The following is a 13,655-nucleotide window of genomic DNA, read 5'->3' on the forward strand; positions in this document are numbered from 1 at the left end:
AACCCGCCTCCACAATGGTTTGTAAACGGCTTATTCTCTTTTCGACTTCCAAATCGCCAAACGGTATATAAAACCGTTACTCCTTTCATCCTCGTTATAAATATTATGGCTATAAGAAAGTCATCAAACTGATAAGGGTGCGCAATGGCGGTTAAATCACTGAACAAAGGATATCTGGCACTGGCTGCTTCGATGCTGCTGGTTGCGCAGGCTCAGGCGACTGAGCTGCTGAACAGCTCTTATGATGTCTCCCGCGAGCTGTTTGCCGCCCTTAATCCGCCGTTTGAACAGCAGTGGGCGAAAGATAATGCCGGCGATAAGCTGACGATCAAACAATCTCATGCCGGTTCGTCGAAACAGGCGCTGGCCATATTGCAGGGCTTAAAAGCCGATGTGGTGACCTATAACCAGGTGACGGATGTACAGATCCTGCATGACAAAGGCAACTTGATTCCCGCCGACTGGCAAAGCCGGCTGCCGAACAACAGCTCGCCGTTCTACTCCACCATGGCGTTTCTGGTGCGTAAGGGGAACCCGAAGAATATTCATGAGTGGAGCGATCTGGTGCGCCCGGACGTGAAGCTGATTTTCCCGAATCCGAAAACGTCCGGTAACGCGCGCTATACCTATCTGGCTGCATGGGGAGCCGCAGATAAAGCCGACGGCGGCGATAAAGCGAAAACCGAGCAGTTTATGACCCAGTTCCTGAAAAACGTCGAAGTATTTGATACCGGCGGCCGCGGCGCGACTACGACCTTCGTTGAACGTGGACTCGGCGACGTCCTGATTACCTTCGAATCGGAAGTGAACAATATTCGCAAGCAGTATGAAGACCAGGGCTTCGAAGTGGTAGTGCCGAAGGTCAATATTCTGGCGGAGTTCCCGGTCGCCTGGGTGGACAAAAACGTCAAGGCCAACGGAACCGAGAAGGCGGCGAAGGCTTACCTGAACTGGCTCTATAGCCCTCAGGCGCAGACGATCATTACCGACTATTACTATCGTGTGAACAACCCGAAGGTGATGGAGACGCTGAAGGATAAATTCCCGCAGACCGAACTGTTCCGCGTCGAAGATCAGTTTGGCTCCTGGCCGCAGGTAATGAAAACCCACTTTGTCAGCGGCGGTGAGCTGGACAAACTGCTGGCGGCGGGGCGTAAGTAATGTTTGCTGCTGCATCTAAGCGCGTGCTGCCGGGCTTTACCCTGAGCCTCGGCACCAGCCTGCTGTTTGTCTGCTTGATTTTACTGCTCCCCCTGAGTGCGCTGGTGATGCAGCTGGCGCAGATGACCTGGGGTCAGTACTGGGAAGTAGTGACTAACCCGCAGGTGGTGGCGGCCTACAAAGTCACGCTGCTGTCGGCGTTTGTCGCCTCAATTTTTAATGGCGTATTTGGCCTGCTGATGGCCTGGATTCTGACGCGCTATCGCTTTCCGGGCCGGACGCTGCTCGATGCGCTGATGGACCTGCCGTTTGCTCTGCCGACGGCAGTCGCCGGCCTGACCCTCGCGTCACTGTTTTCAGTCAACGGCTTTTACGGCGAGTGGCTGGCGAAGTTTGATATCAAGGTGACCTATACCTGGCTCGGTATCGCGGTCGCCATGGCGTTTACCAGTATTCCTTTCGTGGTCCGGACGGTTCAGCCGGTACTTGAAGAGCTGGGGCCGGAATATGAAGAAGCGGCGGAAACGCTGGGCGCCACGCGCCTGCAGAGCTTCCGTAAAGTGGTGCTGCCTGAGCTCTCTCCGGCGCTGCTGGCTGGGATCGCGCTGTCATTTACGCGTAGCCTTGGCGAGTTTGGCGCGGTGATTTTCATCGCCGGCAACATCGCATGGAAAACCGAGGTCACTTCCCTGATGATTTTCGTGCGCCTGCAGGAGTTTGATTACCCGGCGGCGAGCGCGATTGCGTCGGTGATCCTGGCGGCTTCGCTGCTGCTGCTGTTTTCCATCAACACCCTGCAAAGTCGCTTTGGTCGACGTGTGGTAGGTCACTAATGGCGGAAGTTACTCAATTGAAGCGTTACGATGCTCCCCGCATCAACTGGGGGAAATGGTTTCTGATTGGCACCGGAATATTGGTTTCCGCTTTCATTCTGATCGTGCCGATGGTCTATATCTTCGTCCAGGCCTTCAGCAAAGGGCTGATGCCGGTACTGCAAAACCTGGCTAACCCGGACATGCTGCACGCAATCTGGCTGACGGTGATGATTGCGCTGATTACCGTACCGGTTAACCTGGTTTTCGGTACTCTGCTGGCGTGGCTGGTAACGCGTTTTAACTTCCCTGGCCGCCAGCTGCTGCTGACGCTGCTGGATATTCCTTTTGCCGTCTCGCCGGTGGTGGCGGGGCTGGTCTATCTGTTGTTCTACGGTTCCAACGGCCCGCTCGGCGGCTGGCTGGACGCGCATAACCTGCAAATCATGTTTGCCTGGCCGGGAATGGTGCTGGCCACCATTTTTGTCACCTGTCCATTTGTGGTGCGCGAGCTGGTTCCGGTGATGATCAGTCAGGGCAGTAATGAAGATGAAGCGGCGATCCTGCTCGGCGCGTCCGGCTGGCAGATGTTCCGCCGGGTGACTCTGCCGAATATCCGTTGGGCGCTGTTATACGGCGTGGTGCTGACCAACGCTCGCGCTATCGGGGAGTTCGGCGCCGTTTCGGTGGTTTCGGGCTCGATTCGCGGTGAAACCCTGTCGCTGCCGCTGCAGATTGAATTGCTGGAGCAGGATTACAATACCGTCGGTTCCTTTACCGCCGCAGCTCTGCTGACGTTAATGGCTATTTTGACTTTGTTTTTAAAGAGTATGTTGCAATGGCGCCTGGCTAATCAGGAAAAACGCGCGCAACTGGAGGGGAATCATGAGCATTGAGATTGTCAATATTAAGAAATCTTTTGGACGCACTCAGGTGCTGAATGATATCTCTCTGGATATCCCTTCCGGACAGATGGTCGCGCTGTTGGGGCCGTCCGGCTCCGGAAAAACCACGCTGCTGCGTATTATTGCTGGTCTGGAGAATCAATCCAGCGGTCATATTCGTTTCCATGGCACCGACGTGAGCCGCGTTCACGCCCGTGACCGTAAAGTGGGCTTCGTCTTCCAGCACTATGCGCTGTTCCGCCATATGACGGTATTTGAGAATATCGCCTTCGGCCTGACGGTGTTGCCGCGTCGTGAACGTCCGAACGCCGCCGGGATCAAAGCGAAAGTCACCCGGCTGTTGGAAATGGTGCAGCTGGCGCATCTTGCCGATCGCTACCCGGCGCAGCTTTCCGGCGGGCAAAAGCAGCGCGTGGCTCTTGCGCGTGCGCTGGCCGTTGAACCGCAGATTCTGTTGCTCGATGAACCCTTCGGTGCGCTGGACGCTCAGGTGCGCAAAGAGCTGCGCCGCTGGCTGCGTCAGCTGCATGAAGAGCTGAAGTTTACCAGCGTGTTTGTGACCCACGATCAGGAAGAGGCGATGGAAGTAGCTGACCGCGTGGTGGTCATGAGCCAGGGCAATATCGAACAGGCCGATGCACCGGAACAGGTCTGGCGTGAACCGTCCACCCGCTTCGTGCTGGAGTTTATGGGCGAAGTTAACCGCCTGAAAGGGATTGTTCGCGGTGGCCAGTTCCATGTCGGTGCGCATCGTTGGCCGTTGGGGTATACCCCGGCGTATCAAGGGCCGGTGGATCTGTTCCTCCGCCCCTGGGAAGTGGATATCAGTCGCCGTACCAGCCTCGATTCACCTCTGCCGGTTCAGGTACTGGAAGCCAGCCCGAAAGGGCACTACACCCAATTAGTTGTTCAGCCATTAGGGTGGTATGACGAACCGCTGACCGTCGTGCTGTCGGGCGATGACGCGCCGTATCGCGGTGAACGGCTGTTTGTCGGCTTACAAAATGCGCGACTCTATAACGGCAATCAGCGGATAGAGCCGCGTGAGGATATTGCTCTGGCGGAGTCAGCCTGATAGTTTATTGAATATGTTTATCGCCCGGTGACGCTGCGCTTACCGGGCCTACAGTTATCACTGCGTCTTGTAGGCCGGGTAAGCGAAGCGCCACCCGGCTTTTTTATTGAGTAAAAATCGTGAATACACTTGAACACACCATCGGTAATACCCCTCTGGTCAAGCTTCAGCGCATGGGACCGGACAATGGCAGTGAAATCTGGGTCAAACTGGAAGGCAATAACCCGGCGGGTTCAGTAAAGGACCGCGCCGCGCTTTCAATGATCGTTGAAGCCGAAAAACGCGGTGAAATAAAGCCTGGCGACGTCCTGATTGAAGCCACCAGCGGGAATACCGGTATCGCGCTGGCGATGATTGCCGCGCTGAAAGGCTATCAGATGAAGCTCCTGATGCCGGACAACATGAGCCAGGAGCGCCGGGCCGCGATGCTGGCCTACGGTGCCGAGCTGATTCTGGTCACCAAAGAGCAGGGGATGGAGGGCGCGCGCGATCTGGCGGCGGAAATGGCGCAGCGTGGCGAAGGGAAACTGCTGGATCAGTTCAATAATCCGGATAACCCCTATGCGCATTACACCACCACCGGACCGGAAATCTGGCAGCAGACCGCCGGGCGAATCAGCCATTTTGTCTCCAGTATGGGCACTACCGGCACCATCACCGGCGTATCCCGCTTTTTGCGTGAACAGGATAAGCCGGTGAGTATTGTGGGACTGCAGCCGGAAGAGGGCAGCAGCATTCCGGGTATTCGGCGCTGGCCGGCAGAGTATATGCCGGGGATTTTTAATGCTTCGCTGGTTGATGCGGTGCTGGATATTCACCAGCAGGATGCGGAAAACACCATGCGTATGCTGGCGGTACGGGAAGGTATTTTTTGCGGCGTTAGCTCCGGCGGCGCGGTGGCCGGCGCATTACGTATCGCGCGTGAAAATCCCGGCGCGGTAGTGGTGGCGATCGTCTGCGATCGCGGCGATCGCTACCTGTCTACCGGGGTTTTTGGCGAAGAGCACTTCAGCCAGGGGGCGGGTATTTAACGGGCTGGCGAGTCCAGCAGGTCGGTACCGTAGGAGTTATCTACGGTACACAGCCAGCGCTGCTCCTGCCGGCGAAAAACATAGGTGGCGCGGCGCGTGACCTGGGTGGTGCCTCCCTCCGGAGTCGGGATATCCAGCCGGGTTTCCATAATCACCAGCGCAGTGTCGCCGCCTTCCAGTATCTCCATTCTGCCTTGTGTCACCACCAGACGGTGCTGAAAATAGTCGGCAATGGCGAGAAAGGCTTTGCGGATGTTCTCCTTACCTTTCACCAGCCGTTCTGGCTGCACCACCAGCAGGGCATCCTCCGCGTAGTAGTCCATTAACGTATCGTAGTCTTCCTGCGATATTGCGCGGTCGCACGCTTCAATGACGGCTTTTAGCTGCGGGTTTACCATGAATACCCTCCGGGGTTAGTGCCGATAATGGGTCACCAGATTATCGAGAAATGTCCACAGCTTCTGGTTCATCTCGCGATAATCCCAGCTGCGCATCTCCTGTACGGAACGGATAAAACGCCGGCCTTTTGCCGCCTCAAGCTCCTCCTGCGAATGGGTGATGAGCCGTTCAATGACCTCTGCGTCAAATTCCATGTGGCACTGGAAACCATATACCCGGTCGCCATATTTCACAATTTGTCGCGGGCAACCTTCGCTTGCGGCCAGCACCGTTGCCGTCGGCGTCATGCCGGGCATATCGTTATGCCAGTGTCCCACGACCAGAGCAGGGCCAAAATGAGCGATATTCGGGTCACGTAAACCCTCTACGCTGAGGGTGACAGGGTAGTGGCCGATCTCTTTTTCCGGGCTTTGCATGACGGGGGCGCCCAGCGCTTCACCAATCAGCTGTGAGCCAAGACAGATGCCGATGACAATTCGCCCGGCGGCGATGGCCTGGGCAATAAGATTTTGTTCAGCATGTGTATCAAAATAAGCACACTCCGCCAGCGTAGTACGTGGTGACTGCGGGCCGCCGAGCACCACCAACATATCGAAGCCATCGGCGTTTGCCGGCAGCGGATCGCCGGCGTATACCCGTGACCAGCCGATGGTGTAGCCCCGATCCTGTGCCCAGTGGAGGCAGGCTCCCGGTGATTCAAAATGTTCGTGGACGATAAAATGAATTTGCATAGACGTCACTCCGGTCAGGGTTGGAGAACGAGGTGTAAATCGTCAGCCAGGCGCTCAATCTCATCATCGCTTAACGTTCCCGGCGATAGCCGAAGACCGTGCGATGGCGTGTGAATACCGAACGCTTCACCTTCGCGGACTAACCAGCCGGCGCGGGCTAAGCGCAGGGCGATTGGCTGGCTCGGCTCCGTTAGCGGCAGCCAGAAATTGAGGCCATCTCCCGGAGGGAAAGGGGGAAAACCGCGTTGGGTCAGGGCCGCGGCCAGTTTTTCATTCTGCCGACGATAATGGCGACGACTCTCCGCCAGCGAGGCAGTAAAGACGCTATCATTCAGGCAGGCAAAGGCAAAGCCCTGCAGCAGATGGCTGACCCACTGGCTGCCGGCGTTGAGCCGCAGACGTAGCGCTGCCGAGGTGGTGCTATCGCTGGCAACAAACGCCAGACGCAGGTCCGGCCCGAGCGTTTTTGACAGGGAGCGCACCAGCGCCCAGCGCTGAGTGGTGGCGGGCAGAGGGGAGTGCCAGGGCGTTGCCGATAACAATGCGAAGTGGTCATCAATAATCACCAGCACCTGCGGGTAATGAGCCAGTATCTCGCGAATAGCCGCTGCCCTGGCTTCACTGAAGCTACAGCCGGTCGGGTTGTGCGCGCGCGGGGTCAGAATGACGGCTCGCGCGCCGCTGCGTAAGGCCAGTTCCAGCTCGTCAGGCAACATCCCTTCTCCGTCAACTGCCACCGGACAGGCATGGAATCCGGCGTAGCGCAGCATATTGATACTGCTGAGGAAGCAGGGGTCTTCAACAACCACGCCGTCGCCGGGCAGAAGCAGGGCGCAAAGCAGCCGCTCCAGCGCATCGATGGCGCCACTGGTCAGGTTAATCTCAGCATGGATTCCCAGGTCCTGGTGCATCCAGCGCTGCGCCCAGGCCGCCAGCTTAGGTTCCACGGCGGCATCGCCGTACAGGTGTGGGGTCAGCGAGAGCTGACTCAGATAGCGAGCGAGATCCGGCAGGCGGCGGGGATCCGGGTTACCACCGGAGATATCTCTGAGTGGCGACGAGGGGTCTCCGCCTTCCTGCGGCAGGGGAGCATTCGCGGATTTAATGGCGGTACCGTTGCGCCCTTGACTGACGGCCAGCCCGGAGGTGACCAGCCGTTTATAGACCGCGGCGACGGTGTTGCGGTTAACCGTCAGTTCAGCAGCCAGCTCACGAACCGGAGGCAGCGTTTCTCCGGGTTTTAATACTCCGCTTTGTATCAGATGACGGATGTTATCAAAAATTTCACTGGCGGTTTTTCCAACGATCATTATTGACCTATGACAAAATGAATTTTAGCATAGGACGAATGATAATCAGAGTATGACCCGCTGTCCAGCGGGGGGAGAAGGGATGGGCCAACAAGACGAAATACAATCGGTACTCTTCAACGATAAGAGCCGGGCGCTGCAGGTCGACATCGTCGCCGTGCAATCGCAGGTCGTGTACGGCAGCGTCGGTAACAGTATCGCGGTGCCGGCCATTAAACAGCATGGACTGCGGGTGATGGCCGTGCCGACCGTGCTATTCAGTAACACGCCACACTACGATACGTTCTATGGCGGAGTGATTCCGGAAGCGTGGTTTGTGGGTTACCTGCAGGCGCTGGAGGAGCGTGACGCGCTGCGTGAACTGCGGGCGGTGACCACGGGATATATGGGCAGCGCGGTACAGATAGAACGCCTGGCGCAGTGGTTACGCCGGATCCGCGAATCTCACCCGCAGCTCTGTATTCTTGTTGATCCGGTCATTGGCGATGTCGACAGCGGGATCTACGTGAAGGCGGAGATTCCAGATGCCTATCGTACTCATCTGCTGCCGCTGGCGCAGGGGATAACGCCAAATTTGTTCGAACTGGAAACGCTGAGCGGAATGCCCTGCCGCCATCAGCAGGAGGCCATCGCTGCCGCGCGTAGTCTGTTATCCGACTCGCTGAAGTGGGTAGTGATTACCAGCGCCCCGGGAATGGACAGCGCGACGATTAACGTTCTGGTGGTAACGGCTGATTCGGTTGAGGTAGTGGTCCATCCGCGCGTTGAAACGGATCTGAAAGGTACCGGCGACCTGTTTTGCGCCGAGCTGATTAGCGGCCTGGTGTCGGGGCTGACGCTGGGAGCGGCGACGCAGGCTGCGGCGCAGCGGGTGCTGGCAGTGATGACCTGGACCGATCGGCAAGGCTGTGATGAGCTGATCCTGCCGCCGCCGGAGGTCACAGCATGAAGAGCTATCGTTTAGTTGTACGTCAGCAGGGGCGTATTGTTGGTTATTTTGAGACTGCCGGTAATGAGGCCCTGGAAGATGTCTGCGTGGCCCGGTCGCTGTTTGGCGTCACCGGTGGATACCAGTGCGATCTGTTGGTTTCAGATAGCGAACGGCGGATTCTGGAAAGTGGGCCAGAGGGGATGAAGGTACTCTCCCGGGAGAAATGCTTTCGGCCGGTAAAATCCATCCTGTAAAAAAAATGGCGCCATAGGGCGCCATTTTTTCTGCGGCAAGAATTACTTCTTGATGCGAATGACCGGGGTTTCACCCACGGTAACGCTACCGGAGAGTTTGATCAGCTCTTTGATCTCGTCCATGTTGGAGATAACAACCGGAGTCAGGGTCGACTTGGCTTTCTCTTCCAGCAGCGGCAGATCGAATTCGATGACCGGGTCACCCACTTTCACACGCTGACCTTCTTCGGCAATACGTTTGAAGCCTTCGCCTTTCAGTTCAACGGTATCAATACCGAAGTGAACAAACAGCTCAATGCCGCTATCCGATTCAATAGAGAATGCATGGTTGGTTTCAAAGATTTTACCGATGGTACCGTCTACCGGCGCAACCATTTTGTTGCCGGTAGGTTTGATGGCAATGCCATCACCCACAATTTTTTCCGCAAAAACCACATCCGGCACGTCTTCGATGTTGACGATCTCGCCAGAGAGCGGAGCAACAATCTCAATAGTTCCGGAGTCTTTTTTGTCATCAGAAACCAGAGATTTCAATTTATCGAACAAACCCATGATCTTCTCCTAAGCAGTAATTTGGGCCGCGCATCTCGTGGATTAGCAGATTGTTTTTTCTTCAATGAACTTGTTAACCAGCGTCATTAACTCGTCCGTTGTCGGTTGAGCAAGAGCCTGCTCTGCTAATACTTTCGCATCTTCGAAGTTCGTGTTACGAATAATCTTCTTGATACGCGGGATGGAAATGGCGCTCATAGAGAATTCGTCCAGCCCCATACCCAGCAACAGAAGTGTAGCACGTTCATCGCCCGCAAGCTCACCACACATGCCAGTCCATTTGCCTTCGGCATGAGAAGCATCAATGACTTGCTTAATCAGCGTCAGTACAGATGGCGACATTGGCTGGTAAAGATGTGAAATCATATCATTACCACGGTCAACTGCCAGAGTATATTGCGTTAAATCATTGGTTCCGATACTAAAGAAATCGACCTCTTTCGCTAAATGACGGGCAATCGTTGCCGCGGCTGGTGTTTCAACCATCACGCCGACTTCGATTTTTTCGTCGAATGCTTTACCTTCGTCACGCAGTTCCTGCTTGTAGATCTCAATCTCTTTCTTCAGCGCACGCACTTCTTCAACAGAGATGATCATCGGGAACATGATGCGAAGCTTACCGAACGCGGAGGCGCGCAGGATGGCACGTACCTGGTCACGCAGGATCTCTTTACGATCCATCGCGATACGTACTGCACGCCAGCCCAGGAACGGGTTTTCTTCTTTCGGGAAGTTCATGTACGGCAGTTCTTTATCGCCGCCAATGTCCATGGTACGAACGATAACGGCCTGAGAACCGCACGCTTCGGCAACCGCTTTATAGGCGGCAAACTGCTCTTCTTCAGTCGGCAGCGCATCGCGGTCCATGAACAGGAATTCTGTACGGTACAGACCGACGCCTTCTGCGCCGTTGCGCTCAGCGCCATCGACGTCACGTACGGTACCGATGTTGGCGCAGACTTCAACCTGATGTCCGTCCAGCGTAATCGCCGGCAGATCTTTCAGCTTAGCCAGTTCTGCTTTCTCTTCAGCGACCTGAATCTGCAGTTTACGCAGCTCTTCGATTTGTTCGTTGGTCGGGTTAACCAGAACCTGGTTATTCACCGCATCAAGGACCAGATAATCGCCGTTTTTCACCTGGGTGGTGACGCTACCGGTGCCCACGATGGCAGGCAGTTCAAGGGAACGCGCCATGATAGAGGTGTGGGAGGTACGGCCACCGGCGTCGGTGATGAAACCCAGCACCTTGTTCAGGTTCAGCTGTGCGGTTTCCGACGGAGTCAGATCGGCGGCAACCAGAATCACTTCTTCCTGAATCGCGCTCAGATCGATGATAGCCAGGCCGAGGATGTTGCGCAGCAGGCGCTTACCAATGTCACGTACGTCAGCCGCACGTTCTTTCAGGTATTCATCATCCAGCTCTTCCAGGGCAGTGGCCTGACCTTCGATAATCTCATTTGCTGCCGCATCGGCAGTCATCTGCTTATCTTTAATCAGGGCTATGATTTCCTGCTCAAGCTCCTCATCTTCCAGCAGCATGATGTGCCCTTCGAAGATGGCTTCTTTTTCTTCACCGAAAGTTTCACCAGCTTTGGTTTTGATGACCTCCAGCTGGGCGGAGGCCTTGGCGCGGCCGCTCAGGAAACGTTCGACTTCCTGATCAACCTTATCGGCAGAAATTTTCTTCCGGTCGATGACAATTTCGTCTTCTTTCAGCAGGAGAGCCTTACCGAAAGCGATACCCGGGGATGCTAAAATGCCTGAAATCATAACCCTACCTTACTTGTGACTGATATTAAAAAGAACCCGTGAACTTATTCGAGTTCAGCCATCAGTTTTACCAGATGCTCAACTGCTTTCTGCTCATCTTCGCCTTCAGCGGAGATAGTCACGACGGTACCCTGAGTCAGGCCCAGAGTCTGCAGTTTGAACAGGCTTTTGGCGCTGGCGCTTTTGCCGTTGGAGGTTACAGTGATCTCAGAAGTGAAGCCTTTTGCTTCTTTAACAAACTGAGCAGCAGGGCGGGTGTGCAGACCGTTCGGAGCGGTAATGGTAACTTCTTGCTGGAACATTATATTTCCCCAACTTATAGGTTTAGTGTTGTGGACCTAAAGTCTAGCCTAACGGCCAGGCTTTAGCCTGTATTGTTAGCGCCGGCATTACGTGTCTGGCTAAGGTGTCAGCAGCGTGTTCGCTGTGAAGACCATCTGGCCGTGGACGTCTGGCACGTCATTAAACATTATGCAGCGAAAGGAAGACTTGAACCAAATCATAAAATCGATTCAGCTTACGGAAATCCGATTATGAATAATTTCGCGCATCAAAATAAATGTGTTGGTTAAATACCAGACCCTACGCGGTGAATCAATGCCAGGAGGGGTAAAACTTTGACGTATGCCACAAAAAAGCACCTGAAAAGGTGCTTTTTTACACGATGCTAACGAGCTGGCATCACTGTTGCAGTTCTTTCTCGGTGAAGAGATCGGCAAACAGAGCGGTGCTTAAATAACGCTCACCTGAAGAGGGTAGGATAACCACAATATTCTTATTGGTAAAGGCCTCATCTTCCTGGAGCTTAAGCGCCGCAGCGACGGCCGCGCCGGATGAGATACCGGCCAGAATACCTTCTTCATCCATCAGACGACGTGCGGTGGAGATAGCTTCTTCGTTGGTGATAGCCACCACTTTATCAACCAGCTTCAGATCCAGGTTGCCTGGAATAAAGCCGGCACCGATGCCCTGAATTTTATGCGGACCTGGCTTCAGCTCAACGCCCGCCAGCGCCTGAGCGATAACCGGGGAGTCGGTCGGTTCAACCGCCACGGTGATCAGATCTTTTTTGCCTTTCGTGCCTTTAATATAGCGACTCACGCCGGTCAGCGTACCGCCAGTGCCGACGCCGGAGATAAAGACATCCACCTGGCCATCCGTATCTTCCCAGATTTCCGGGCCGGTGGTCTTTTCATGAATTTCCGGGTTTGCCGGGTTGCTGAATTGCTGCAGCAGCAGATATTTTTCCGGGTTGCTGGCGACAATCTCTTCTGCTTTCTGAATCGCGCCTTTCATGCCCTTCGCGCCTTCGGTCAGTACCAGATTCGCGCCGAGTGCTTTCAGCAGCTTACGACGTTCAATACTCATGGTTTCCGGCATAGTCAGCGTCAGCTTATAACCGCGCGCTGCCGCAACGTAGGCGAGAGCGATACCGGTGTTACCGCTGGTCGGTTCAACCAGCTCAACGCCTGCTTTCAGTACACCGCGTTTTTCGGCATCCCAAATCATATTGGCACCAATTCGGCATTTTACGCTAAAGCTCGGGTTGCGTGATTCAACCTTTGCCAGGATGCGCCCGTTACCGATTCGGTTCAGTCGTACTAACGGCGTGTGGCCGATAGTCAGGGAGTTGTCTTCAAAAATCTTACTCATGGCCCGTCCTTAACTGTATGAAATTTGGGATTACGGCTTCAGCATACCCGCTTAAAGAATATGCGGAAGTAAGGATTTAGCATATCTATATTCGGAAGGGAAATAATGGTAAGCCAGAAGGAATAAGGCGCGGTATATAGCCGCTGTGCTTCAGACCACGCGTTTGCTGGCCTGAAGCACTAGGCACAAGGAGAGGGCGCTATTTCCACATGGCGTGTTTATCGCGATAGCAATCGACCCACATGGCCGTTGCGCCGCAAATGGCCACCGGCAGGATAACGAGGTTGAGGACCGGGATCATGGTGAACAGGCTGGTCAGCGCGCCAAACTGCATATTGGTGACTTTACGGGTCCGCAGCGCTTCGCGCATGGTTTTAAACGGCACTTTGTGGTTGTCGAAGGGGTAGTCGCAGTACTGAATCGCCAGCATCCACGCGCTAAACAGGAACCACAGTACCGGCGCCAGCGTCTGGCCAATTCCGGGAATAAAATAGAGTATCAGCAGTACGATTGCACGCGGCAGGTACCAGGCGAACTTTTGCCACTCACGCTTCATAATGCGCGGCACGTCTTTCATGATGCCAAAAATGCCCACGTCCGGCGGCGTGGCGCCGGTCAGACGAGCTTCGAGCTGCTCTGCGAGCAGGCCGCTAAACGGCGCGGCAATCCAGTTGGCGATGGTCGAGAAGAAGTACCCGAACACGAGCAGGATAGAGATGACCACGATGGGCCACAGCAGATAGTTCAGCCATTGTAGCCACTGCGGAACATGGTTCATTAAGGATGGGATCCAGCTATCCAGGCGGGTGAACAGCCACCAGAAGGCGCCGCCCATCAAAATGATGTTAACTAACAGAGGCAGAAAGACGTAACGACGAATCCCCGGCAGCCCGATCAGTTTCCAGCCCTGCGAAAAATAGTAGACGCCGCTACGCGGGGTAGATGCGGATGTTGAAACCATGGTCAGGCGATGCTCCTCTTTTGACATCCTAACTGAATGCCCGCTTATTTTATCGGGTTGTCAGACAATAACCAGTTAGGAAATGTTCGAAAAAACAGCAAAAAGCACGA

15 protein-coding genes are annotated in these 13,655 nt (G+C 55.0%); 7 read left to right on the forward strand and 8 right to left on the reverse strand.

Translation table 11 applies throughout. The annotated features are described in order from the left end of the window. Positions 1–144: 144 nt before the first annotated feature. The 5 genes from DSD31_RS06930 to cysM all read left to right on the forward strand — a co-directional run bounded on the left by DSD31_RS06930 (position 145) and on the right by cysM (position 4,984). On the forward strand, positions 145–1,161 hold the full coding sequence (locus tag DSD31_RS06930; protein ID WP_004866103.1) for a sulfate ABC transporter substrate-binding protein: 1,017 nt from the start codon (positions 145–147) through the stop codon (positions 1,159–1,161). Further along, entirely contained in the window at positions 1,161–1,994 is an 834-nt protein-coding gene (gene cysT / locus DSD31_RS06935; RefSeq protein ID WP_004866101.1) for a sulfate/thiosulfate ABC transporter permease CysT, read from the forward strand. The genes DSD31_RS06930 and cysT overlap by 1 nt, the downstream gene beginning before the upstream one ends. After that, entirely contained in the window at positions 1,994–2,869 is an 876-nt protein-coding gene (cysW, locus tag DSD31_RS06940; RefSeq protein ID WP_004866100.1) for a sulfate/thiosulfate ABC transporter permease CysW, read from the forward strand. The genes cysT and cysW overlap by 1 nt, the downstream gene beginning before the upstream one ends. Beyond that, positions 2,859–3,953, forward strand: coding sequence for a sulfate/thiosulfate ABC transporter ATP-binding protein CysA (gene cysA / locus DSD31_RS06945; RefSeq protein ID WP_004866097.1), 1,095 nt, complete (start codon positions 2,859–2,861; stop codon positions 3,951–3,953). Before cysW ends, cysA begins: the two co-directional genes overlap by 11 nt. A 119-nt stretch (positions 3,954–4,072) precedes the next feature. Then, on the forward strand, positions 4,073–4,984 hold the full coding sequence (gene cysM / locus DSD31_RS06950) for a cysteine synthase CysM (RefSeq protein ID WP_004866094.1): 912 nt from the start codon (positions 4,073–4,075) through the stop codon (positions 4,982–4,984). Here cysM and DSD31_RS06955 read toward each other — a convergent pair. Genes DSD31_RS06955 through ptsJ form a run of 3 tightly spaced genes read right to left on the reverse strand, consistent with a single transcriptional unit; the run spans position 4,981 to position 7,424 of the window. Beyond that, on the reverse strand, positions 4,981–5,382 hold the full coding sequence (locus DSD31_RS06955; protein WP_004866092.1) for a YybH family protein: 402 nt from the start codon (positions 5,380–5,382) through the stop codon (positions 4,981–4,983). The genes cysM and DSD31_RS06955 overlap by 4 nt on opposite strands. Positions 5,383–5,397: 15 nt before the next feature. Then, positions 5,398–6,114 (reverse strand): type 1 glutamine amidotransferase, encoded by a 717-nt coding sequence (locus DSD31_RS06960; RefSeq protein ID WP_048025196.1) that lies wholly within the window; start codon positions 6,112–6,114, stop codon positions 5,398–5,400. A 14-nt stretch (positions 6,115–6,128) separates the two neighbouring features. Beyond that, positions 6,129–7,424: a MocR-like B6 salvage transcription factor PtsJ gene (gene ptsJ, locus DSD31_RS06965; RefSeq protein ID WP_069476539.1), complete on the reverse strand. Its 1,296-nt coding sequence runs from the start codon at positions 7,422–7,424 to the stop codon at positions 6,129–6,131. A gap of 82 nt (positions 7,425–7,506) precedes the next feature. On the opposite strand from ptsJ, the gene pdxK reads away from it, so the two are divergent. Continuing rightward, entirely contained in the window at positions 7,507–8,373 is an 867-nt protein-coding gene (gene pdxK / locus DSD31_RS06970; protein ID WP_004866083.1) for a pyridoxine/pyridoxal/pyridoxamine kinase, read from the forward strand. Then, positions 8,370–8,609 (forward strand): hypothetical protein, encoded by a 240-nt coding sequence (locus DSD31_RS06975; protein ID WP_004866079.1) that lies wholly within the window; start codon positions 8,370–8,372, stop codon positions 8,607–8,609. The genes pdxK and DSD31_RS06975 overlap by 4 nt, the downstream gene beginning before the upstream one ends. A 42-nt stretch (positions 8,610–8,651) precedes the next feature. Here DSD31_RS06975 and crr read toward each other — a convergent pair whose 3' ends face one another. The 5 genes from crr to cysZ form a co-directional block, all read right to left on the reverse strand. Next, entirely contained in the window at positions 8,652–9,161 is a 510-nt protein-coding gene (gene crr / locus DSD31_RS06980; protein ID WP_003861316.1) for a PTS glucose transporter subunit IIA, read from the reverse strand. Positions 9,162–9,203: 42 nt separating this feature from the next. Beyond that, positions 9,204–10,931 carry a phosphoenolpyruvate-protein phosphotransferase PtsI gene (ptsI, locus tag DSD31_RS06985; RefSeq protein ID WP_004866073.1) on the reverse strand — a complete coding sequence of 576 codons (1,728 nt, stop codon included), beginning with the start codon at positions 10,929–10,931 and terminating at the stop codon, positions 9,204–9,206. Positions 10,932–10,975: 44 nt separating this feature from the next. Further along, positions 10,976–11,233 carry a phosphocarrier protein Hpr gene (ptsH, locus tag DSD31_RS06990; protein WP_000487600.1) on the reverse strand — a complete coding sequence of 86 codons (258 nt, stop codon included), beginning with the start codon at positions 11,231–11,233 and terminating at the stop codon, positions 10,976–10,978. A gap of 379 nt (positions 11,234–11,612) precedes the next feature. Further along, the gene (gene cysK / locus DSD31_RS07000; RefSeq protein WP_004865450.1) at positions 11,613–12,584 is read right to left on the reverse strand and encodes a cysteine synthase A; all 972 of its coding nucleotides are present in this window, start codon (positions 12,582–12,584) and stop codon (positions 11,613–11,615) included. A gap of 199 nt (positions 12,585–12,783) precedes the next feature. Continuing rightward, positions 12,784–13,545: a sulfate transporter CysZ gene (gene cysZ, locus DSD31_RS07005; protein ID WP_064356788.1), complete on the reverse strand. Its 762-nt coding sequence runs from the start codon at positions 13,543–13,545 to the stop codon at positions 12,784–12,786. Positions 13,546–13,655: the final 110 nt, after the last annotated feature.

Source organism: Klebsiella sp. X13, assembly GCF_003323835.1.
Classification (GTDB): domain Bacteria; phylum Pseudomonadota; class Gammaproteobacteria; order Enterobacterales; family Enterobacteriaceae; genus Klebsiella; species Klebsiella ornithinolytica.